The organism is Candidatus Methanomassiliicoccus intestinalis Issoire-Mx1, from assembly GCF_000404225.1.
Lineage (GTDB): Archaea > Thermoplasmatota > Thermoplasmata > Methanomassiliicoccales > Methanomassiliicoccaceae > Methanomassiliicoccus_A > Methanomassiliicoccus_A intestinalis.
The window spans coordinates 71484-94227 of sequence record NC_021353.1 but is presented as its reverse complement, the minus strand read 5'-3'; the positions used below and the strand labels follow the sequence as shown (position 1 = coordinate 94227).

Annotated in this window: 20 protein-coding genes and 1 tRNA gene; 14 read left to right on the top strand and 7 right to left on the bottom strand. The window is 39.1% G+C overall.

Annotated elements, in window-relative coordinates; all coding sequences use genetic code 11:
• Positions 1–13: 13 nt before the first annotated feature.
• Entirely contained in the window at positions 14–2908 is a 2895-nt protein-coding gene (locus tag H729_RS00395) for a hypothetical protein (protein WP_020448021.1), read from the bottom strand.
• Between the two features lie 1198 nt (positions 2909–4106).
• Between H729_RS00395 and H729_RS00390 the strand changes: the two genes are divergently transcribed.
• The 4 genes from H729_RS00390 to H729_RS00375 all read left to right on the top strand — a co-directional run bounded on the left by H729_RS00390 (position 4107) and on the right by H729_RS00375 (position 6460).
• Positions 4107–4179 (top strand) — tRNA-Val (locus H729_RS00390).
• Between the two features lie 735 nt (positions 4180–4914).
• Complete coding sequence (locus tag H729_RS00385; protein WP_020448020.1) at positions 4915–5097, top strand: hypothetical protein; 183 nt, start codon at positions 4915–4917, stop codon at positions 5095–5097.
• Positions 5098–5736: 639 nt separating this feature from the next.
• Positions 5737–5940: a helix-turn-helix transcriptional regulator gene (locus tag H729_RS00380; RefSeq protein WP_020448019.1), complete on the top strand. Its 204-nt coding sequence runs from the start codon at positions 5737–5739 to the stop codon at positions 5938–5940.
• A gap of 91 nt (positions 5941–6031) precedes the next feature.
• Positions 6032–6460, top strand: coding sequence for a hypothetical protein (locus H729_RS00375; protein ID WP_020448018.1), 429 nt, complete (start codon positions 6032–6034; stop codon positions 6458–6460).
• A 10-nt stretch (positions 6461–6470) separates the two neighbouring features.
• On the opposite strand, the gene msrA is transcribed toward H729_RS00375, so the two are convergent.
• The 6 genes from msrA to H729_RS00350 all read right to left on the bottom strand — a co-directional run bounded on the left by msrA (position 6471) and on the right by H729_RS00350 (position 12079).
• Positions 6471–7424 (bottom strand): peptide-methionine (S)-S-oxide reductase MsrA, encoded by a 954-nt coding sequence (msrA, locus tag H729_RS00370; RefSeq protein WP_020448017.1) that lies wholly within the window; start codon positions 7422–7424, stop codon positions 6471–6473.
• A gap of 110 nt (positions 7425–7534) precedes the next feature.
• On the bottom strand, positions 7535–7708 hold the full coding sequence (locus tag H729_RS09925; protein ID WP_172618638.1) for a hypothetical protein: 174 nt from the start codon (positions 7706–7708) through the stop codon (positions 7535–7537).
• Positions 7708–8286, bottom strand: a complete 579-nt coding sequence (locus H729_RS00365; RefSeq protein ID WP_020448016.1) for a hypothetical protein — start codon at positions 8284–8286, stop codon at positions 7708–7710. Before H729_RS00365 ends, H729_RS09925 begins: the two co-directional genes overlap by 1 nt.
• Entirely contained in the window at positions 8283–8612 is a 330-nt protein-coding gene (locus H729_RS00360; RefSeq protein WP_020448015.1) for a hypothetical protein, read from the bottom strand. Before H729_RS00360 ends, H729_RS00365 begins: the two co-directional genes overlap by 4 nt.
• 646 nt (positions 8613–9258) lie before the next feature.
• Positions 9259–10998, bottom strand: coding sequence for a leucine-rich repeat protein (locus H729_RS00355; RefSeq protein ID WP_020448014.1), 1740 nt, complete (start codon positions 10996–10998; stop codon positions 9259–9261).
• 121 nt (positions 10999–11119) lie between these two features.
• A complete protein-coding gene (locus H729_RS00350; RefSeq protein WP_020448013.1) occupies positions 11120–12079 on the bottom strand; it encodes a tyrosine-type recombinase/integrase in 960 nt (319 codons plus the stop codon).
• A 253-nt stretch (positions 12080–12332) separates the two neighbouring features.
• Here H729_RS00350 and H729_RS00345 point away from each other — a divergent pair, with 253 nt between their 5' ends.
• From H729_RS00345 to H729_RS00300, 10 genes are all read left to right on the top strand, one after another.
• Entirely contained in the window at positions 12333–13694 is a 1362-nt protein-coding gene (locus tag H729_RS00345) for a hypothetical protein (RefSeq protein WP_020448012.1), read from the top strand.
• A 10-nt stretch (positions 13695–13704) separates the two neighbouring features.
• Positions 13705–14721, top strand: coding sequence for an InlB B-repeat-containing protein (locus H729_RS00340; protein WP_020448011.1), 1017 nt, complete (start codon positions 13705–13707; stop codon positions 14719–14721).
• Positions 14718–16013 (top strand): InlB B-repeat-containing protein, encoded by a 1296-nt coding sequence (locus H729_RS00335; protein ID WP_020448010.1) that lies wholly within the window; start codon positions 14718–14720, stop codon positions 16011–16013. The genes H729_RS00340 and H729_RS00335 overlap by 4 nt, the downstream gene beginning before the upstream one ends.
• The gene (locus tag H729_RS00330; protein ID WP_020448009.1) at positions 16013–17917 is read left to right on the top strand and encodes a hypothetical protein; all 1905 of its coding nucleotides are present in this window, start codon (positions 16013–16015) and stop codon (positions 17915–17917) included. Before H729_RS00335 ends, H729_RS00330 begins: the two co-directional genes overlap by 1 nt.
• Positions 17914–18759, top strand: a complete 846-nt coding sequence (locus H729_RS00325; RefSeq protein ID WP_020448008.1) for a hypothetical protein — start codon at positions 17914–17916, stop codon at positions 18757–18759. The genes H729_RS00330 and H729_RS00325 overlap by 4 nt, the downstream gene beginning before the upstream one ends.
• Positions 18756–19208, top strand: coding sequence for a hypothetical protein (locus H729_RS00320; RefSeq protein WP_020448007.1), 453 nt, complete (start codon positions 18756–18758; stop codon positions 19206–19208). The genes H729_RS00325 and H729_RS00320 overlap by 4 nt, the downstream gene beginning before the upstream one ends.
• Positions 19198–19725, top strand: a complete 528-nt coding sequence (locus tag H729_RS00315) for a hypothetical protein (RefSeq protein WP_020448006.1) — start codon at positions 19198–19200, stop codon at positions 19723–19725. The genes H729_RS00320 and H729_RS00315 overlap by 11 nt, the downstream gene beginning before the upstream one ends.
• The gene (locus tag H729_RS00310) at positions 19722–20795 is read left to right on the top strand and encodes a hypothetical protein (RefSeq protein WP_020448005.1); all 1074 of its coding nucleotides are present in this window, start codon (positions 19722–19724) and stop codon (positions 20793–20795) included. Before H729_RS00315 ends, H729_RS00310 begins: the two co-directional genes overlap by 4 nt.
• Before the next feature lie 140 nt (positions 20796–20935).
• On the top strand, positions 20936–21934 hold the full coding sequence (locus H729_RS00305) for a hypothetical protein (RefSeq protein WP_020448004.1): 999 nt from the start codon (positions 20936–20938) through the stop codon (positions 21932–21934).
• Positions 21931–22278, top strand: a complete 348-nt coding sequence (locus tag H729_RS00300) for a hypothetical protein (protein WP_020448003.1) — start codon at positions 21931–21933, stop codon at positions 22276–22278. Before H729_RS00305 ends, H729_RS00300 begins: the two co-directional genes overlap by 4 nt.
• Positions 22279–22744: the final 466 nt, after the last annotated feature.

Here is a 22744-nt window from a genome sequence, read left to right as displayed (position 1 = left end):
ATATTTAAAGTTTTCAGTTCTTCTTTCTCAGTACAACTGCAACAACGATGATCAGAATAATGATCACAACAAGTATTCCAGCTAACAGATATGTGTCTGTGTTGCTGTTATCATTGTCTCCATCAGTGTTGCCGCTTGGGTTGTCGCCAGAGCCCTGAGCTGAGTCCCAGATAGCATAGAGTGTAATTGATACTTCACCGGATTTGTCTTTCAAATCTTCAAACTGTGCTCCAGTAAGAGTGAAATCTGCACCGAGTTTGTATGAATCTCCAAGACCGTCAGCTCTTGTGTTCCAAGACAGAAGTTTATGTCCTTCATTGTTGAATGTAGCTTCGCTGAGAAGTTTCAGAGCATCATCAACATATCCAGTCTGAGTCATCTCATTGATTGCAGCTGCGATAGCACTGTTGTAAACGATGGTGTATTTGTTTGCATCAAATTTAGCATAGAGACTCATGTCGCCTTCAATTGATTTGAAGTCCTTTGTTAAATCGAATTTGCTCTTATCCTCTCCAGTTATGGAAGGATCGTATGAGATCATTTTTGTGCCGTCAGCGTCGTTCCACTGTTTCAGAGCGTATCCGTCTTTCTTAGCAGTCAGAACGGTATCTAACTTAGAAGCACCATTGTAAATTGTTCCTTTGTACTGAATTGCTTTAATATCACTAGTTAGACTTTCTATATTTCCGTTGACATCTCCATTATCAACATACAATACTCCAACAACATCATTTCCTGAATAGAGGGTTATTGTAGAGGCATATGTTGCCCATGAAGCTGTGTAAGTTAGTACACTGCCCTTCTCAAAGTTGTTGAAAACTTTCTTATCAGATACTGTCACACCTTTGCTAAGTTCAGTATATGTTGTCTTAGTGCTGCCTATTGTTCTGTTCCAATCAACTAAGATTGCTTTAGCATCGACTGAAGGAGCAACGCCGGGCAGAGGAATATTCTTTCCATTTTCGCCAGAGATTATGATTTTATCGACATATTTGTTTCCGAAGTCAGCATCTTTCCCACCATCAGAAACATTACCTGCATCAAACACAGCATATGATGTGCTGCTCTGAGTTGTAAACACTGCAACAAATATTGCAGCAATTTCATCAGACTTCAAGCTACCAGCATAAGTCTCAACGTTCTTCACACTGGTTGAACTGTTGAAATTGAATGTTGTGAATGTGTCGGGAGTAAGAGCTGTGGCACCATTGTATTTACCCATATCAACAGATACCCATCTGTTAAGACCAGAGACATCAAGTGTGCAGAGTTTATCTGATAATTCACCGTACGGGACTTTTACAACTTCGTATTTGCCGTTAACCATGAATACTACATTGTATGAATTTAATTCAGCATCTAGTGTAAGATCAGCAGAAGCATTTCTTGTGCTGTCTGGTAACTCAGAGCCGTTGTTCCATCCTGTGATCTTATAGTATTTATCGGATGTAACGTATGATCCATTGTCTGGATTTACAGGTCCTACTTTTATATTCCCAGTATCTTTCAGAGCATCAAATACATCTTTGTATTTGTAATCGCTGCTGTTCAAAGCGTACAGAACAACATCTTCTTCAAACATTACTGAAGAAACAGTAATCTTTGAGTAAAGTGTAGTGTTCATTGTGAATTTTACTTCAAGTGATCCAGTAACAGAAATCTGTTTTGGATCTTTGTTTCCATTTGCATCAGTTACTTCTGATGTGTAAATTAATTTGTTATTGTTGTTTGTAACGTTGACAACATAACCATTTACATCCATGTCGGGTATCTGGCTTGGAGAAATTATAACATTAGACTTCTTGTCGAACTTAACTACTTTATCTTTATCATCAAATTTGTATGTTTTCGTGTATTCTCCAGTGAGTGTTCCGTCAACATAGACATTCACAGGAACTTCCACATAATTATCGGAATCTAATGTCCAGACTGCAGATAAAGTCATATCTCCTTTGACTAAGTCTCCACCTGAAGTGTATTTAACATTGTCATATTGTCCATTTTCTGAAGTCCAGGCATCAAGAGAGTGCCCTACTTTCATATCGGAACCATTGGCTGAACAGAATGCTCCGATCAGTTCCTGAATTGTTATGTTTCCCGATACAATAGCAAATATGTTTCCATCAGCATCTTTATGCCATGTATACCTTCCAAAAGCGTCAGCGCCAGGAAGATTGACATTCACATCATCAAGACTTTTTCCATCAGCATTTAAATTAAAGTTTACAGTATATTCTGTATCAGTATATACTACAGAGCTAGGTTCGCTTACAGTTGTGCCTGCTTTTACAGTTGTTGTGTATTCTCCTTTGTATTTGTCTGCTGAAAGACCGAGGCAATCATCGCTACCTGCTATAGTTCCTAACTCGAATACCAAAACTTGACACTCTTTTCCGCCTTCATCAGCATTTAACAGATTTTCTGGAAAGTTAGTGAACTGTACAGTTATCTTTCCATTTGCAGAATCAGCAGTAATCGTTTTTGTGTTTGAAACTTTAACATTGTTTAGTATAATGTTGGCATTTTCAAAAGTTATTGCAGGTACATTTGCAGTTCCAGTGGTTAATTCTGTAGGTACATGATACACTATGGCGATCCACTGATGTCCATCTGCCCAGCTGTCACTATTTGTTCCAACATCAGATTTGTCAAAATCATAATACTTAATAAGTCTATCATAACTAGCTTGACTGTCAACAATGAATGTTTCAATGATTTTCAAATCATTTCCCTTAACACTATTCCAATCAAACTTATCGGCATTTTCCCCTATCAAGGGCGCATCGCCGTTAGAGTTTGTCTGTCCCCCATCCACGAACAAGTTGCTTGAAGATGCGAGAGGGACAGCTAGCATCATAAGCGCAACTAAGACGCTCAGAGCCATTGTCAGTCTCTTTTCTGTTTTCATTCAATCACCATTTTTGCCTTCTCTTCTCAAAGACTGAAATTAAAATCACTTTCTAACTTCAAAACTCAAAAAAGAAAAGAGAAACCAAAATCAAAAACAAAAAAACAATTTTTTTCAAAACCAAAACTGCAAACTCAATCAGCAATAAGAAAATAGAAAATAGAAAAGAAATGAGAATTGCAAATCATTTCAAAAACTAAAAACTAAACAAACAAGAAGAATCAATAAACAGAATAAACAAAAGAGAAAGAAAGAAGAAGAATGAAAAAGAGAACAAAACAAACAAGAAACAAAACAGAACAAAAGAAAGAATAGAAAGAAATGAGAAAGAATAATCAAAATAATCAAAGAAAAGAAAGAACAGAATAAACAAAAGAGAAAATAGAAAGAAACAATAAGAAGAATAAACAAAAGAGAAAAGAAACAATCAAAATAAACAATCAAAACAAACTAAGTCCAGACATATCAAAAAATCAAATCAAAAATCAATCAATTAATACTTACACAAATCAATCAAACTCAATTCAATTTCACTTCATATTCTCAATGTAATTAGTATCAAATTCAAAATGAAATCAAACAAGTTCAAACAAAAATATCAAAGAATAACATCATCACAAATTAAATTTCAATCAGAAAAGAAATAAATTTCAAAAATGAATATCAAAATCATTTCAAACTCAAACTTCAATCAAATTTCAAAATCAAAGAAGAAGTAAAATCAAAATAATCAACTCAAACTTTCAGACTCAAATTTCAATCAAATCAAAGTCAACTTAACTTAATTCATTCTCACTTCATATGCGCAGGGGAATATGATTGAGATGATGGTTCCCCTGCGCGTTGATGATGATTTGAAGTTCTATTGATGATGTAATATGATATATTTGAACGAACTATTTTCTTAGTATCATATATTCTAATAATCTAGAATGATTGCATTTGATTGTAAAACCTCACAAAGTCAAGATAAAATCAATATTACTTGTGCAAAAGATTTTGTTATTGCTTAAAATGAGTGAATTGTTAATGTGAACATGATGATATTCATCACAGACTTTCATCACCTCTTGTTTCATAACGTACTTCAAAATAATCAAACCAATATCTTCGGACTGAGTTGAATCTGTGAATGGACAATATGCGAATAGCTTGGATTAGTTTTTAATAGTGATTTGTAATAGAGGGAGCAATACATGGGCTCATGGTCTAGCGGTTATGACGTCGCCTTTACACGGCGAAGGTCGCCGGTTCAAATCCGGCTGAGCCCACTCCAGACCATCTGGCAAGCGATTATTTTTCAGTCATAAATTACTGGATATTTTTACAGCTCTTTATAGAGTTGAATCCTGTGTTATCCAAGGAGGATTCTCAATGAGTGGAATCTTACCAATCCTTTGTCTCTTCTGCATTCATTCAACAGACTCAGAGGCAGTACCGATGATCTCCTGATCGCGGCCTTATCATTTTCACATTCACATTTGATGAATTAGCCTAAAAAATCAGGAGATTCAAAAATAATAGGTAAAATGAGAAAAACTAAACTTTGACGAACAAGTGATTGGGGCATTACATTGATCAGAACTCTGGTATCAGAACATCATGGAATCTAATGTTGCGCAGTTTGAGAATCAGACTCCAAGTCTTCACTACTGTATATCTACAGCTAGCCAATCCAATACTTTTTATCCTTTATCTTTTTTTAGAATTGTTGATTGATGTACCTATACTTACTGAATTTTTTATAAAGATCAAATGCAGATGTTGAAATGAGTGTTTCATGCAGATGTCGAATTTTCAAAATATCTTTGATTTTGATTAGGTTTTGGCCAACACTCTTGGTATTTTCCGGCTTCTCCGGACATGATTTTCACAGTCAAAGCTGCCTCTTAAATCCGCTTAAATTGCGATTTTTGGCATCATGAATAGAAAAATACATTAATTTATCTTGTAATACACGCTAAACTATTGTAAATACTTAAAAGTTTGACAAGGATTGTTGGTGTATGACACGAGAAAAGAAGAAGTCGTTAACAGTCACACTTCCGCCCGATGTGATTGAGTACCTTGGGAAGAAAGTAAACTCAAGGGAGTTCTCAAGCATGTCGCACGGTGTTGAGATCTGTGTGTTGAAGTATATGGAAGCAAAAGCAAAAGAGGAGAACAAATCAAATGATGTCATAGAATGATAAAACAGCTAAGAGTTATGCTTAGCTTTACCGGTCACATGGCCATCATTCAGCGCAGCAGATATTCGATAGTTTGAGAATAGGTCTACGTAAGTTTGATGGCTATGGCAATTTATTCTAAATTTATAATCGCTTTTTACAGATTTGTCTTTATATACGGTCAAAAAACAGATTGAAGTCTGATATTTTGCGGTGGACTGATTAAGGAGGAGACTTGTCCACCGCGTGTTCGCTTTGGGTGTATCTATTCTACTGCTGTGTGATTACTCATTTTCTTTTTTCTTGCAGCTGCACTTCCCCCTGTTCGGGCAGAACATACAGTTGCATTCTGAGTTATCCTTATCGATATAAATCACCCCTGAAGTTCCAGATCGCCTGCTTTTTTCTTTCTTTGGGTCTTACTGAGTTTACCACCATGTGTTTACCTCTGAGAGTTTTAGGACTCCCTAAATCCTATAGCATACTAGTACTTAATAAAAGTTTTGGTATACCTAAATTTTAAGAATAATGCATTGAACGTCTGCTACAAAATGAAAATGTCTAAAAATCGAAGAAAAAGCCTGTTGCTGCATTTTTAGAAAGACATGAATAGCTATAAATACAAATGGAAAGTTTACTTTCCATACGAGTTAAGAATGCATGAAAAATAATTTAGAAAAAATCAGGAAAGAAAGAAGAATCAAACAAGAAGAGCTAGCAGATGCTCTAGAGGTGTCCAGGCAAACAATCGGATCTTTAGAAAATGGAAGATATAATCCTTCAATACTGCTGGCTTTCAAAATTGCAAGATACTTTGGGATGAGTATTGAGGACATCTTCATCTATGAAGATGAGGAAAAATAAGTATTGAATCTCATCAGCAATCCGCTCATCATGGCGGTTCCTGAATCTGTGAATTTACAAACTTGGCTCGAACATCTTGGAGATGGTGCTAATGAATGAAAATTACCAAAAGACAGTGTATACTATCCTGACTGTTGCAGGAATAGTCCTGTTTACTATAGGATTTACAGTACTTTCGCCGGAAGAGTATTCCCGAATATCTGGAGTATTCATCGGCATAGGCGTGGGATTGGCAGCTGCAGGTTTTTCGCTGCTGGTCATATCAATTTCTAATTCTAAGCTGCCTGAGGAAGTTAAAAAAGCAAAAGAAATTGAAACGAATGATGAACGCAACACAGCGATCCGGGAAAAAGCCGGTTACAAAACATGCATTGCCATGAATTACGTATTGTGCATATTCATTATAGCAATAGGGCTTATGGGTGTGGACATTGAGATAATATTAATGGCCGTAGCAGTATTGATAATTCAGATCATTCTGGTAATCTACTACTCAAATCATTATTCAAAAACGATATGAGGCTGTTGCCTCATACTTTTTCAATTCTGCGTTTTTCCATGTATGGAATGAGATATTCATATCCTTCTTTTTCCATATCCTCTAAAGGAATGAATTTCAGTGCCAGACCATTTATGCAGTAACGCAGACCTCCACGGTCTTCGGGGCCGTCTTTGAACACGTGCCCCAGATGAAAATCTCCAGTACCGCTTCTTACTTCGGTTACAGCAGTTGTTCCAAACGGATGGAATGTTTTCTCAGATACTGCAGTGTCACTTATCGGTTTAGTAAAACTCGGCCAGCCCGATTTTGAATAAAATTTATCATAAGATGAGAACAATGGTTCGCCTGTTGCAGTATCTACATAGATTCCTTCTTTGTCATTTTTGACATACTTGCTGGAAAAAGGCAGTTCTGTATATCCTTTTACCATGATATTGTATTGTTCTCTGCTGAGTCTGTTTGAAATGTCGATCTGATCATCATAGTGATAATTCTTAGCGGTTTCAAATGCATCCGAACCCAAATGACAGTATCCATGTGGATTTTTGTCCAGATACTTCTGATGGTATTCCTCAGCTGGATAGAAGTTCTCCAAGGGAAGAACTTCTGTCACTATCTGATTTTGGTAATGTTTCTGCTGTTCTTTAATGAAGCTTTCAATCTCCTCTTTATCCTGCGAATCTACGTAATATATGCCAGTGCGGTATTGGGTGCCCTTGTCATTTCCCTGTCTGTCTTTTACTGTGGGGTCAACAGCCTTGAAATAAAGTTCGAGAATCCCCTGCAGAGGCAGAACAGATCCGTCATATTCTATCCGCACAGTTTCAGCAGATCCTGTCCTACCGCTGCATACTTCTCGATATGACGGTTTTTCATATGTGCTGTTTGCATAACCCACTTCTGTTTCGACTACACCATCCACACAGTCAAAGAATTTCTGCATTCCCCAAAAACATCCACCCGCCAAGTATATCTCTTTCATAGAATCACAACTCCGATCAATATGTATTTCTAAATCACCTGACTTTAGAACATACCTGCTATTAATTGATAGAACCGTTATGCTGCGTATCCGTTGATGTGCATTGATAATTATCGATTTTTTTCCAGATCATCTGCAGTACCCATGCGGAGCGCATAATACACAGCTACTGCTCTGTTTACTATCTCTGATTTGTTGCCATAGCCGCATTGATAAAGATCATCAAGATACTGCATTGTTTCATGCCTGAGCACATACGTCCTTTTGGAGTAATATGGGGCCATTATGATGCCTCCGTACTGCAGCCCATTTCTGTCGACTCCTGCGGATACTCTGACAAATATTCTGGACATTCGTCATCCAGATAAAATTCCTGAGAACTTGGAAATCCAGACGCTGCGATAGTTTCCAGATGAATTATACGTTCCAGGTGAGGGTATTTCTTAATGTTTACTATGGATATTCTGCATTCATGAATGTGCTCCAAATCAACAGTATCTATAAAGTCTGAGGTATTCAGAGGTCTTGCATTTTTTATTAAGAATTCTCCATCCAATTCATCAAAAATCTTCAGCAGTGAAGCATTGTCTCCATAGCAGTGGTTGTAACTGTACCAGAAGATCTCCTCCCTCATTCCTGGAACTACATCTCTAGACTGAGACATGGCCCAGATTGAAGCTATTAAACTTGCATTGAGGTGATACTGCCTTTTATCAGGAAATTCGATTGAGATGAACTTCTGATGCACATATGAGTCAGCACGCAGTGAAAAGTTCCTGTATTTCCTGAAGCTTCTATGATGAAACGTATGCCGTGTATGATTGGAGTTCTGATACTGCCTTTTAGCACCTAGAGCATTCATTGCACACTCTCCTTATGAAGATCATTCATCTGCAGGCCTGCTGCGTAGTTTTTATCAGTCTTGTTGTATTCCGCTGCAAATTCCTCTAAGTCCAGAGATCTGCTCTCAATTGCATTGTCCAAAAAATCTGATAATAACTGCCCATATATATGATGGACATTTTCCAGATGAACTCTCAAATGAGATCTGTCTGCAAAATTACGAGAATGTACGCAAACAGGACAAAATAGATAATGCCTGTTTTCACAAAAATTTAATTTTTCTGGAATGTTTTTAATTAAGATGTTTGCTTCTTTTATTTCCGTTTCATTACAATCCTTTATCATAATACTCTCCGATGTTTGCTAGCTTAATCGCTATATTTTCGTTCTAACGACCGGCCAGAGTCTGAGCATGTTTGATTCAATCAAAATTCGAATCATAAGTTCTTATCAAATGCACAGCTTACCGGGGTTTGAGCCTGCTCATTCCGGCATCTAACATTTGGTGAATAACTTCTGCATGCTGTACTCAGTTACACTATGTATGCTGTAAAATAAGTGATCTTAGGATGTATAACGACTATTTAAATGTATGTAATCAATTTAAATGTAATTTTTCAGATTGTTAGCCAGCATACAAAATATCTAATGATGTATGAAAGATACCCGATCAAATTAACAATATTTAATTTTAGGTGTAATTAAACGATATAATATTTTAGCTGATTAAATACAATAAAATCAATAGTTTAATGTTGAATTTGAGATATATTTAAATATCTAAACGGGAAAATCATTAAATATGAATTTCCTGCAGGGATCGTTTTCGCAAAGGTTGCTTACAATGTGCGCGCGCGTGCGCATACGCATAGCCCCCTGCCCGTCTTTTTAAGTCAAGTTTGCCCTGTTTTCGATCTTCGAAATTTTTCAAAAAATGTGCAAGTTTCTTCGCAAAAAATGGAGAAAATATGTGGATAAAATTAGCTAAAAATTAGCGCTTTTGAGCGCTCTTTCTGTAAAACAACAATGCTAGTAATACAAACGCAATAACTGCGATTATTGCTGCTATGTAATAGATGTTGTATTCCGAAGATGTCTTGCTGTTAGAACATTTTTCCCATGAAGCCGTGAGAGTGAGGTCTTTGTCAACAACCTTGCCGAAATCATACAGCTGCGTGCCATCGTACCATCCGTTAAACGCATATCCGCTTTTTTGAGGCGTATGAGGCTCTGACACTTTGTCGCCATAGTCTACAAACACAAATGCAGCATCTACCGATCCGCCGTTTGAATCAAAGGCCACACAGTAATTGTCGACGTAATCTACTTTGAAAATACCTTCTGGAATCTGGTCTGCAAGAGCCGCCGCATCATTTAGGCCGTCTTCCAGATATATCATCTTCTTTGCAGATTGATTTTCATTGATTCCAGAATTGTAAAAAGCAGCTTGTTCATTGTACTCAGTGATCTTAGGCATCATCGGAAGCGACTTTACGCTCATGAAGTATATTTCCCTGAGATTTCCCGCATCAGCAAATGCGGCATCACCTATTTGGATAACACTCTGAGGAATCAGTATGCTTTCCAAGAATTTTGTATCGGCGAAAGCCTGATTTCCAATTATCTCTAATTTAGATGGGAATATTATTGAATGAATGTCAGTGCCCTTGAATGCGCAGTCACCGATGTATGTCAGTGAATCTGGAAATTTTACACTTGTGATAGAAGTGTCTTCAAAAGCATGGCCCATAATGGATATCACGGTGTCTGAAAATTCAATGCTTTCTAAGTTTCTGACACCTTCAAAGGCGGATTCTGCCACTGTCATCACACCATCTGGTATTACAAGATGGATTTTTGCCGGGCTTTTGAGCAGATAACTTTTTACGAGCTGTTCCTGCGTAGATGCAGGAATCCTTATACACGGATCGGCAGCTTCCGCAAAACACCCGTAAAATGAGTTTTCACCGATGGATTTGATTTCTGTACTGCCTTCAATCACGAATTTTTCCATATTGCTACAGTCTTTGAATGCAGAATTTCCAATAATCTCCAGCCCCAAGATATTAAACTCCCTTAAGGATGAACAATATGAAAAAGCAGCATCGCCTATCTCGCGGACATTCTCTGGCAGCATCAAGTTCTTAAGAGAAGAACAGTTTGAAAATGCCCCGACTCCGATAGAATCTATGCGTCCAATTATTTTTACAGTCTCCAGAGATTTGCAGTTGGAAAATGCCCCCATTCCAATACTTATTGCGCCATTGGTCGATATGCTTATGGACTTAAGGCTGGTGCACATGTTGAAAACTTTCTGCCCCATGCTGTCCACTGTTCCTTTAAATACAATCGACTCCAGAGACTGACAGTTGGTAAATGCATAATCTCCAAGAGTTATGCTGGAAGACTCTAAAACAATGGATTTTACAGTTTTATTGTCTGCAAAAGCTCTGCTGCCTATTGCGGTTACTCTATGGCGTTCATCAAGATCAATAGCTGATGGCACCGTTACTTTGGAAGAGGCTCCAGTGTATTGGATCAGCACTGCCTCATTATCTTCATTGATGTTGTATGTGTAATAATCAGACCCGTCAACGACTACAATGCCGGAAGATGCTGCCGAATCTCCAAGTTTCAGCTCTGAAGCTGTGTCATGAGCAGGCAGCGAACACATGATGATGACAATGGCTAGAATTGTCAGAGATAATGCGGCAATCTTGAGTTTATTCATTTATGCATCCAACTGAAGAGAACATCTCCAATAATTTAACTAATGGCATATTGGTATAAATTCGTGATTATCTAAGCGCCAATATCTAAAACAGCTAAAAATTCTAAAAAAAGGCTGTTTGTCAATCTTCGCATATCACAATCCTGTTTCTGGGATGCTTTTCAGTTAGGATGTGCTTCTGCTTTTTAGAAGTGACATGTGTATAGATCTGTGTAGTCACTATAGAGCTGTGACCCAGGACTTGCTGGATATATCTTATGTCTACGTCTTCTTCTAAAAGGAGGGTTGCAAAAGAATGCCTGAACATATGCGGGGTTATGTGCCTGCTGATGTCTGCTTTTTCAGTGTACTTCACAATCATTGTTCTCACCGACTGCTCTGAAAGCCTGTTGTTAAGGCGGTTTATAAAGAAACAGCCGCTTTCAGGAATCTTGCCGCAGAAAGCAGATTTATACATACGCAATGCCGTGATTACAGATTTGTTGCCTATGTGAACTACCCGTTCTTTAGAGCCTTTTCCGTTTATGATGATATAATGATCTGAAAGATTGACATCTTCGGTCTTTAAAGAACAAAGTTCTGACACCCTCATTCCAGTAGCAAAAAGCAGTTCCAAGACTGCTATGTCTCTTATGCATTTTTCATGTTCAAAACTGCTTTTTTTGGAGTTTTTAAGATCTGAATACGCTGCGGTAAAGATCTCCTGGATTTCATCAAGCGGTATCGTTTTTGGAAGACAGAACGGCTCCTGAAATTTAGTTCTTATTTTGGAGAATGGATTTTTTTCAATAATCTCATCTTGCTCCAGACAGGAACAGAAAGACTTGATGCAGGCCACTTTGCGCTTTGCAGTTCTGGGTTTGTAATTTTTATGGAGGTGCGTAACATAATCGCTTAAATTTATCTTATTCAGCTCTCCGTCTGTCATTTTCATAAAATCTGTGAACTGACGCAGATCGATTCTATACGCCTTCAGAGTTTTAGGGCTGAGATTTCGTTGATACTGCCAAATGTCAAGATAATGTTCAGTTAGCGACTCCAGATCAAACAATGTATTACCCCGGATTACAAGAGAAGACACTGATTATTCTTCAATATTTGTAAAAAAACCTTAAGAAATTTATCAGTTTAATTTCATTGGTTTTTAAAACTATCGAAAGTCCAGATTTTTATATTGAGTGATTCGAAAAAAGTATTTAGATACTGTGAAGCGATACTTCAACGCCATGAGCCGACCCATCGACTCGGGCATCATTATTTTGATCTTGAGAAAAGGCCGGTGATTCTCTCAGTTCAGAGAGAAAAACGGAGGAATTAAAATAAAAGAAAAACAAATGAAAATATTAGCACTGGCAGTCCTGGCTGTGATCGCTGTATCCTCATTAACATTTATGAATGAAGATGACGGTAACAGCGGTCCCGTGATTTCTGCCGGAGAGACTCAGTCCGATCCGTACGAGTTCTCTCTTCTTGCAGGAGATCAGTATCGATATGCTCTCAGTGCAAACATAGACGTTACATACAGCATAACATCCGGCGATTTGAGTAATATCGGATTCCAATTGTCTGAAGGAATCATATCCGGTGTAGCAAAAGAAGGAAAAGAACTGATCTGCATAACAGCCACTTCCAATGACGGCGGTCCTGTAAGAACTGCAGATCAATGGATTCATTATTCTGTTTACAACATTCTTACCTTGAAAGGCACACCGCAGACGGCATCATGGTCTGGAACTCCTTATACATCTGCGTTTACAATTTCTGATGTAGATACAGATAATGAAGGGGAAACTGTTCTTTCTCTCAATGACGCCGCAGTTTCTGCAGGATACGTCATAAACAAGATATCCGAAACATCATACACACTCACAAGATCTGCTGATAAAAACATCGCAGGATCAGTTGATGTTACTGTAACGGCATCTACAAATGCAGGAGGAATTACGCAGATTAAAACCGCTTCTGCTACAATCAGTACTTACAGCCGTGTGGGAATCACATCCATGCCTGATAATCATCAGGGAACCGGGCTTGTTGTATGGCTGATAGAAGAAGACAGCACCTGGGAATATAGGCCTACAGCTGTTCCTGATGACGCATCCATCTCAGTATCAGGTCTTAATTCACAAATAACATGGAAAGATGGTGTTCTTAAAGTAAATAGAATCAACGCTTTTGATTCCACTAAAATAACATTTACTGCTGCAAGCAGCGCAGGCGGATCTGAAGAGACAGCTTCACAGGAGATTATAATCCGTAATTGGAACCGCGTAATTTTTGAATCGGCCCCATCCATATCTGATATCGTAACTTCAGTGGACGGAAGAAGTCTGCATGCTTCTGTAAATGCTGCAAACTACAGCTACATTAAATGGACGCTGAGCGATGGTACGGTTTACGAAGGAACGACTGAAATTGATCATACTTTCGCGGAAGGAACTGCAGGACCTCAGGATGTCAGAGTGTTAGTCAGAGATGAAGTCGGAAGAGAAAAAGCATCCCAGGTAACATTTAATTTAGAAGATGATGAGGCATCTGCAGAAAGCACAGAGTCTTCAGCCAACTGGCTGATCATTATAATTTTAGGAATAATCCTCGTAATCCTTGGATTGCTGAATAAACCGCACTGGTTTCTTTCGATAATAGGTGCGGCTCTTATGATCGTGGATTTACTGTTTTTCAGGGGAGGATTTTAAAGAAGGTGCCATGAAAAAAGTGGGTATCTGCTTGCTAAGTGTTCTGGCAGTCTGTTTGATTCTTTCTGCCAATACTGACACAGGAGGATGCAATAACATCATCCTGGGAAATAAATCTCTTCCTGACGGGACAATATTAAGCGATGACGGCAAGACGCTGATTAACGCTTCCTCAGCTGCTGTAAATTATACAATTCCCGACACTGTCGAAACAGTCGCTGGATACGCATTCTTCAAATGCAGCAGTATTAAGTCTATAACCTTTCAAGAAGGTGTAAAGACTATCGAATCTCATGCTTTCGATGGTTTAGGCTTAATCACAGTAAATGTACCGAAAAACGCTCCATATATGTCATCAATACCGCCATTCTTCAACATTGTAACTGTAGGCGGAGCGAACTATACTGTAACTTTTGAAAGCAACGGCGGAAGCGCGGTAGCTTCTCAGAACATATCTGAAGGAGAGTCTGCATCAAGACCAGTTGATCCAGTTAAATCAGGATATGTGTTTGGAGGATGGTACAGGGATGCTGCACTCAGCATGCCTTATACTTTTGGAACTGCGGTCGGAGGCAATATCACACTGTACGCAAAATGGTACGAAGACATAGTCTTCATATCAGTGCCTTCGGTGAATGACATAATTGCTACCGCTGACGGGAGAACAATAACTTTCAGCCTTGATGCGGAAGATTACGTTTACATAATCTGGAACATGGGAGATGATGCTGAGTATACAACTTATGGGAACAGCATCACTCATTGTTATGAAAGAAACGGATCATATACAGTCACTGCCACAGCAGTCAACTCCTATGGTTCTGCAGCCCCTGTCACATATAGTATTGATATTGAAAACGATGAAAAATCCAGCATTGACTATGCTGCAGTACTTGCAGGCTGCATTATTGCAGTGGTTTGTTTCATCTTAGTATTTTACTTCTGCAACATCTACTGGGCAGTTTTGTCTGCAGCGTTTATCTTCATAATCTACTGCATACTGATATTCTCGGGGGTGTTTTTATGAATGCATCCTCTGCATTACTTTTTGTAGTGCTCCTGTCTTCATGCATATCCCCTCTGGCAGATTCTGCGGACGGGGGAGATCTGCCGGATGCACCAGCAGATATTTCTGTAAATAGTCAGTATGTGTATGTTCCAGACATATCAAATGAAAAACATCCAATGCACATATTGGATAGAATTGTACTTAAAAATCTAAAGACCGGAGAAATCTCATCTTCGCTATCATATTCTGGTCCAGAATGGCTGAAGATTGCTGTAGAAACAGAATACGAGTACTCTAAGTGGGATCCTACAGTTATCAATGAAGTCTTGAAGGGTGTAAGTTTCAGCGGTACATGCGTAAACCCTGGCATATATAACCCAAAGCTCACGCTTACTGCACTGAACGGAACATTTGTGAGAGAATGGCAGTGGAGTATTGATGTTTCAGTTACTGGAGAAGAATCAATGGCAGTAACATTTTATTCCATGCAGGGAGGAGACTCCCTCTCCTATACCCTGACATCTCCATTCTCATTGACTTTTCCATCGTCTGATGTATTTTCAAGGGATGGTTATAAGCTTTCAGGATGGGGAGGAGGATTGTATGAATGCAGCCAGATAGTGCAGTTGGACTATAAACCGGAAGGCTACAGTTTCTACGCCCACTGGGTGAAGAGTGAAGACGTTCCAGATGCAGACGGCAGTCATGTTGTTACATTTAATTATGGAAATGAAGTTAAAAATGTAACCGTAAAAGACGGTGATCCAGTCAGCAGACCTTTAGAACCAGTCCGCAATGGGATGGCAGTTAAAGGCTGGTACACTTCACCGTCAGGAGGCAGCGAATGGAATTTTAACAATCCAGTTGCTGCAGACACAATCCTGTATGCAGTCTGGGCTCCGCACTTCAACATGGAAAAGAAAGGGCAGGATGTCACTATCTCAATTAATTCCATCCACTGGAACGGATATCAGCACCAGATATGCTGGGACATCAATTCAGAACTGGAATCAATTGGATATTCTACAGTTAAATCCCACCATTATGACAGCGGAAATCACACCATTACAGTAATTTCTGTTAAAGGAGATCATACAGTCTCTTCAAAAATTACCTTTGATGTGAAAGCAGCGGAAATACAAGATGATGCGGAAAAATATGACACATTTACCTTGGCAGCTATAGGCATTGCTTTGGCTGTATCTGTAGGATGCATCGCATTTCCGTTTTTAGGAATTCTGAGTCTTATTTTGATGCTAGCCGCCATTCTGATCTACATATTTATCCTCATATTCTCGGGGGCGATCTGATGGGTAAAATCCACAAGATCCTATCCTGCATGCTGGCTCTCAGCATAGTTGCTGTAGCGACCGTACCCCAAATGATAGAAACTAATGAAAGACCAGAAAAAGAATCCGCAGCAGTGCTGGGAATCCCGGCACTGGCAATACCATTGGCTGTAGCCTTAACAAAAGAAGTTGCAAAATATACACTGAAGCAGGTAATTGCAGCAGCTGTAGTCGGCGGAGCCGCCGGATGGATTCTGCATGAATATGTCGGCAGTGATATTAAAGCAGACACAGAGCCCCTGAAAGCCCAGGCCAGAGCTTATGAGGCAGATATCATCAACACAATACTCACCCGGGATACGGGTTCAATTCTAAGAAGCATCGATGGCTTTTCAGATATCTGGGAGTTCACCCTTGCCCATTGGATGAGGCAGTCTGAGATCACTGCTGTAGAATTATGGGATCCTGCAGAAGATTATACTGATGATACGGGGTCTGTTGTAATGGCCCTTTCAGGACTGATGGTAAATCTGGCACAGTTCTTTGAGAACATAGAATACGGACCAGACTCGTCATATGAGCTTTTAGCAGACAGACTGAAGATGTGGGAACAGAATCCAGACACATACGGCCCGATGAAGCTGGCCGTCAGATATGGAACAACAGCACTCACCAATAATGACTATATGGACATTCACATATGCAATGCAGTATATAATGCAGAAAACGGAAAAAATACTGTCTGGCTTGACAACAGGAACCTTTGGATTTTTGGATCTGGATTCAGCATAACAGCAACGCTGGATGACGGAACTTCTGCTACATACACTCTGCAGAAAGGCTACAATGATCTTACAACTCTTAAAAGCAGGGACGGAAAGGACTTTGCAGCAGGGTACTATACCCTTCCGGCGGGCCGGTCTTATGCAGGTTCAATTGTACCCGCTGTCAGTTCTACAGCGGCCGAAGTCACTTCTTCAGCAGTAATCGAAATGGCCGGAAAAAACTATTCTCTTGCTGCATACAACGATGATAAATCAATTAATTACATATCATCTACTAACTATGCATTTGGAAATACTTACAATTCTCTGGATGTCATGATCACTCAGGACAGTTCCACTCACTACGCTGTAGATATGATTGAACTTCTTGAAGGATACAAAAAGATGATTGATGTTGTAAAAACCACTCTGGAAAAATCAAACGTTTCTGCAGCTGCCGCATGGGATGTTTTTACAAGAGCTGGAGCTGCTAATATTTTGCTGTCTCCCTCATCATTCGTTCCTTCCAATGCAGATCTCTCAGAATCAGAGATGTATGTCGTAACTGTAATGGCTATGCATCAGCTGGCAGAATATACAGCGGCATCAGGAGATATTTTGAACAAGGAGGATTATCGTATTTCTCCAGAATCTCTGAATGTTTTAATTTTAGGAGACATATATGATGCCGGCGGAACACTCCTGTATAAGGATGTGGTGTTTTCACCGTATGTATGGCTGTATGATCAGAGTTTTACTGCATCTGCAACCACAACCATGAGGCAGACAGCGCTCTTTGCAATCTGGGGAAATGCTGATCATCTGGATGGCAGCATCGTTTCATCATCTGTTTCTAATGCCGGTCTCCTCTCTGCTTCAGACGGCTACCGGGTAGATGTTAAAGAAATAATGAAGTCCGGGAAGCCGGTCAGCGAAGTGAGCCTGAAAGTGTTCTCGGTGGATCAGTGGCATGAGTATGAAGATTCCAAGGGCTCCGGCGGATGGGATTTTTCAAATATGGAACGCAGTTCAATTGCAGCCGCGGCAATGCTGCTGATTGCGGGAGCATTCTTTGTCATTTCAATAATTACAAAAAGAATTGAATTTCTCGTTATTGCAATGGCCTGCGCACTTTTAGCTCTAACCGGGGTGATCAGATGAGCACATTTGAAATCTTGGTTATTGGGATAATCCTGATGTTTGTATCTGCTCAGTGCGGTGCCAAAATTCAGAAAACTGTGAAATTTTTGTATCCGGTAGATCCTTTCACAGTTTCTCTGATGGCTGCATGCATTTCCGTCATGATTATTCAGAAGCCTTTTGAGTGGTTTTGGTATCTGCCAGTCATTTTTGGATATATTCTAGGATTTGTAATAGTCGGACGTACCTCATACATAATGCTGCGTTATCTGCAGCCTAATATAAGGCACTCTGATGCAGATCCCTGGGTATTTTATCATGATAAGAATGGAAACATGTGTGTGCAGGATCAGTCTTGGAGACAGCTTCTGAAACGAATCTTTCTCGGAGTGCATCATTATGTGTTGTGCGACAGCGATCTTGCTCCAAACTGGGTAGAGAGTACACACCACCCGTTTATTCCGAGATTCAGGATTCAGGTAATGTACGTTGAATACCTCAGCACAGAGGAAGAGGAAGTGTGTCTGAAAGAATCCAGAAAGCTTCCGAAAAACGGAGAAAAACCCAGAGGTTTGTACGTTAAGCAGAGAATAAGCTACATCAAGGCGGCTCATGGTTCGCAGGTATCTCTTGCAGAATTAATTGCAGATGCAGGAGCCTTGGATAAAGCCAACAGCCGGATCGAAGAATTAGAGAAAGAGATTTACTGGCTTCGTAAAGAAGCTACTACTGTCACTACATCTCTGATTGGAATGTTTATAAAAGACAACTATGCGAAGAGCCCATTGGTTTTGGCTCTTTCGAGCAGAATTTCAAGATTAAATAAGAAAGAAGAAAAAACTATAACGGAGGTAACACAATGAGATGGTTATTTGGAAGACAGATATTAGGAGCTAAAGCTCCGTCTGGACTTCATCAAAAATCAAATGAAAGCAAAAAATCTGCCAATGACAGAGTCGATATGTCACTCAACAGGATCTATGGAGATTTTACTTTTCTGAAGGATGACGCTGACAGGAAGCTAAAGTCATTCAATGACTGCGGAGGGCAGATAATAAGAGATGAGAATTCTGTAACGTATAAACTCGGCCAGACATACATCACAAAAATTTTAGATGACAGCGGCAAAACAGAGCGCTTTGTTTACTGCACATCTGATTATTCTGATGAAGGCGAGAAAGTGCAGGAGGCTGCAATAGCTGACAGTGATGTCGCAGCATATTCATACTTCCGTGCTAAAACTTTCAGCTTAATGATGGACTTTGAAAAATACCGCCCTGAAATCGGGATAGTGATGAACTGTGCAAGATGAGTACTATCTTCCTGAAGATATTAAGGTATGGCTGCAGAGCTGTAAGGATCATAAGACTATTCTTCTTGATGGTCAGGTTCTTGAAAAACTTGCTTCTTCTCTTGAAGAAGACATATCCTGGGATGAGCAGAGAATTAAAGAATTTGAAGAAGCAGGAGGACTTGTAAAAGACGATGATGATTCTACAATTCTGTTCCTGAATGATGAAACCTTTGTGAAAGAATTTGAGTACAACGATCATACCTGCTACCTTGTCAGCATCCCTGCTGGAGAAAGTGAAAAAGTTAAGCTGCTGGAGGGTGCATGGATCGGACTCGTAGACCTATATTCTTCCAGAGGCGCCAGGGATGATGTTATCGCAGAACTCTACACGTGCATGGGTAACTATGACCACACGGAAGGCATGGAAAGGCTCACTAATAAATTCATAGAAAATGACGATCTTACTGCGTCTATTCTTGGAATATACGGCTATAGAAAAGAAAACCCTGAAGATTTTCTAGAGGAATCGCCTTGAGCGCTGTCTCGGTCGATGAAACAATCAGCAGCCTGCATAATCAATGCGGATCCCAAAACTTCCATTATTCCTATGACTTGAGAGGCTATGAAGATATGAATGAAAAAGCCTCGAGACCAAAGGATATCACACGGCAGGTCAATGACAGGCTTTTTCCTATGATCCCTGACAAAGATAAAGAAGACATCATCTGGGTGCATGCAACTCTTCAGGGATATCCTTCAACTGGTAAGACAAAAATGCTTGAATATCTTTATCTAGAAGCTTTAACTCGATACGGTGAAGAAAACATCAATCTAATCTGGACAAATGACCCTTCAATTGCATTCAGCAGAATAAACAGCAGACCTGTGCAGCTGATGATGATTGATGACGCCGCACGCTGTGCGAATTCACTTAATATGCTCAACCGGGAAGATATTGATGTAGCCACGATGTTTCAGCAGTTGAGGCATCAGTATGAGAAGGTCAGCGGCAATAAATACGGCGTAATCATATGCATCTTTTCGTGGCAGCGCCGCACGGAGCTTAGAAAAACATATAGACAGGGTTATATTCAATTTTTCAAATCTGCCGGCGCTGAAAAAGACGAGCGGGATTGGCTCATCTATAATTTTGGGGAAGCTTGGTACAACCGCTTAAGAATTATAACCGACAAAATTCAATGCGGAGACAGTCGATATAAATCATTATCAATTGGTTATCTTCCGACATTGGGAAAAGATCTTGGAGGAGTTGGGTTCTATCATTCTAAGCTGGTTCACGTACCGCAGTGGCCGGATAAAATGCTTGTCAAAGAAGATCTGGAGACGGATGATGCTCCGGATGAGCTTCCTTCTAGCGAGGATCCAAGCGCTCCATCTGCAGAAGAGCTGAAAGCACATGCGACATGGTATGCCGAAACTGATGAACTGAGCAGATATGCTCAGTTTTACCAGTTATATTACTTAGAAAAAGTACCAAAAAGCGTAATAGCCAACAGGTTCGGAGTCAAAATAAGAACTGTAGAACTTGGAATTAAAAATTATCGTGAAGCTCTGCTTTACGAACTTTATTCTAATAATCAATAAACGGAGATTCATATGACTAAAATTACAAAATCAAACATGAGTACACATTTCTCAGAATATGCAATATATCTCAGTTCACTGGAGAAATATAAGCAGCTAATGAATATGAGCGCATTTCATAAAATAGAATGGGGAAGGATATGCAGAACTACAAAATTGAAAAGGTAAAACTTTCAAACGGTCATGTATGCAACATCCCCGTAGGAAATGACGGTTTTGTTCCAGTTGAGGAAATGATCAAGAGATTCAACAGTGTTGTGGAAAAAGGACACATCAGAAACAGATCAAAAGATTATGACCGGGAAGCGTCTGTTGTTTTACCGATCAAACTTACAGCCAGAGAAGCTGCGGTGTGGTGGGATTCTCCCAATAAGTATGATATCGAGTATATCGACGCTCCCGGAAAAGTACAGAAAAATCTCAAATACATTAAAGATCCGGAGTCCAGGAAAATTCATGAAAAACTTGACATAATCTGCCTTCCGTCAGAAGAAAGAGATATAAGACGGATTATTGATGAGGCATATCCTCTGGAAGAAAGACAGAAACTTGTTAAAAATGGAAACGTCACAGTTGTTGTCAGGCCACTGGAAGACTCTGCTGGAAACATCATAGGACGAAAAATTGAGCTTGACAGAGATTACGGTAAGAATAACAGCACTTTTGTTCATGAAGGAATTCATCTTCTCCGAAAAGATGATGAAAGCAGAAGCGGAATTACAAAAACATCAATGACTTCTTCTAATTTTAACAAAACCACAGAGATCAACAATCTCAACCTTGAAGAATCATGTACTGTAGCAGAGCAAATGGCCAGAGGCAAAAACCCCTCGAGCGGATACTATCAATTTGTTCAGATTTTCGATGAGAATAAAAAAAGATGGAGATACCCAACTGAAAAAGAAGCTCTGGATATGATGAGGAAAGACCGTGCAATTTTCACAAACGGAACTAATAAACCGCTCAAAGGAAAGGCTGCAATCAAGTCAGTAAATGACAATTGGTCGCAAAGCAATATTTCCAGACTAAAAATAAAGGGTTCTAAGACCAGAGCTATAGATGAGTTTTCTAAACACACCAAAATGAACGAACTCAAACCAAAAAGGAGTATTTTTGGCTTTAGGAGGAGAAGTTCATGAAAGCTATAAAAATGAAAGAAACACGCTCTGGCAAATCTATCATCGGAAAGAAGGATAACGAGATCATAGTCCTCAATAAAAATGATTTGTTTGACCTGATTGAACTGCAGAGATTAGATCGAAAAGCAAAACAGGAATATTCAATTTTCAAAGGCGGTAAAAAACTCAGAAATGAGAACTATTCCAAAGAAGTCAAACTGGCAGATGGCAGAATTCGCATACTCTATGATGTTTCCGGGCATCCTGAACGTAATGTGATAATATATGAAGATGGTAAACGAAAACTTTTCAGCGGTCGATATAAGATCAAAAAATCATTAGAAGATGGTAATTGGAAAATGTGATTAGTTGAGCTGTGATTTCGACTACAAGATGGATACCGCCATCCATCAATTTTTTTAATATTGGCTACAACGCGCAGGGGAACCATCATCTCAATCATATTCCCCTGCGCATATGAAGTGAGAATGAATTAAGTTAAGTTGAGTTTAAAATGACTTTGAGTTGATTATTTTGATTTTACTTCTTTTTTGATTTTGAAATTTGATTGAAATTTTTGGTGATATTATTCTTTGATTTTTGATTTGAGTTTTATTGATTGAACTTGTTTGATTTATTTTATTTTGAATTTGAAGTTTGATTTTGATATGATTTTTGATTTTGATTTCTGATTGAAATTTAGTTTATGATGATATTTGATTTTGATATTTTTATTTGAACTTGTTTGATTTCATTTTGAATTTGATACTAATTACATTGAGAATATGAAGTGAAATTGAATTGAGTTTGATTGATTTGTGTAAGTATTAA

Bases quoted from the DNA above. Each gene is read 5' to 3' on its own strand.
- H729_RS00395 (WP_020448021.1), bottom strand. From the start codon at position 2,908: ATGAAAACAGAAAAGAGACTGACAATGGCTCTGAGCGTCTTAGTTGCG.
- H729_RS00385 (WP_020448020.1), top strand. From the start codon at position 4,915: ATGACACGAGAAAAGAAGAAGTCGTTAACAGTCACACTTCCGCCCGAT.
- H729_RS00380 (WP_020448019.1), top strand. From the start codon at position 5,737: ATGAAAAATAATTTAGAAAAAATCAGGAAAGAAAGAAGAATCAAACAA.
- H729_RS00375 (WP_020448018.1), top strand. From the start codon at position 6,032: ATGAATGAAAATTACCAAAAGACAGTGTATACTATCCTGACTGTTGCA.
- msrA (WP_020448017.1), bottom strand. From the start codon at position 7,424: ATGAAAGAGATATACTTGGCGGGTGGATGTTTTTGGGGAATGCAGAAA.
- H729_RS09925 (WP_172618638.1), bottom strand. From the start codon at position 7,708: ATGGCCCCATATTACTCCAAAAGGACGTATGTGCTCAGGCATGAAACA.
- H729_RS00365 (WP_020448016.1), bottom strand. From the start codon at position 8,286: ATGAATGCTCTAGGTGCTAAAAGGCAGTATCAGAACTCCAATCATACA.
- H729_RS00360 (WP_020448015.1), bottom strand. From the start codon at position 8,612: ATGATAAAGGATTGTAATGAAACGGAAATAAAAGAAGCAAACATCTTA.
- H729_RS00355 (WP_020448014.1), bottom strand. From the start codon at position 10,998: ATGAATAAACTCAAGATTGCCGCATTATCTCTGACAATTCTAGCCATT.
- H729_RS00345 (WP_020448012.1), top strand. From the start codon at position 12,333: ATGAAAATATTAGCACTGGCAGTCCTGGCTGTGATCGCTGTATCCTCA.
- H729_RS00340 (WP_020448011.1), top strand. From the start codon at position 13,705: ATGAAAAAAGTGGGTATCTGCTTGCTAAGTGTTCTGGCAGTCTGTTTG.
- H729_RS00335 (WP_020448010.1), top strand. From the start codon at position 14,718: ATGAATGCATCCTCTGCATTACTTTTTGTAGTGCTCCTGTCTTCATGC.
- H729_RS00330 (WP_020448009.1), top strand. From the start codon at position 16,013: ATGGGTAAAATCCACAAGATCCTATCCTGCATGCTGGCTCTCAGCATA.
- H729_RS00325 (WP_020448008.1), top strand. From the start codon at position 17,914: ATGAGCACATTTGAAATCTTGGTTATTGGGATAATCCTGATGTTTGTA.
- H729_RS00320 (WP_020448007.1), top strand. From the start codon at position 18,756: ATGAGATGGTTATTTGGAAGACAGATATTAGGAGCTAAAGCTCCGTCT.
- H729_RS00305 (WP_020448004.1), top strand. From the start codon at position 20,936: ATGCAGAACTACAAAATTGAAAAGGTAAAACTTTCAAACGGTCATGTA.
- H729_RS00300 (WP_020448003.1), top strand. From the start codon at position 21,931: ATGAAAGCTATAAAAATGAAAGAAACACGCTCTGGCAAATCTATCATC.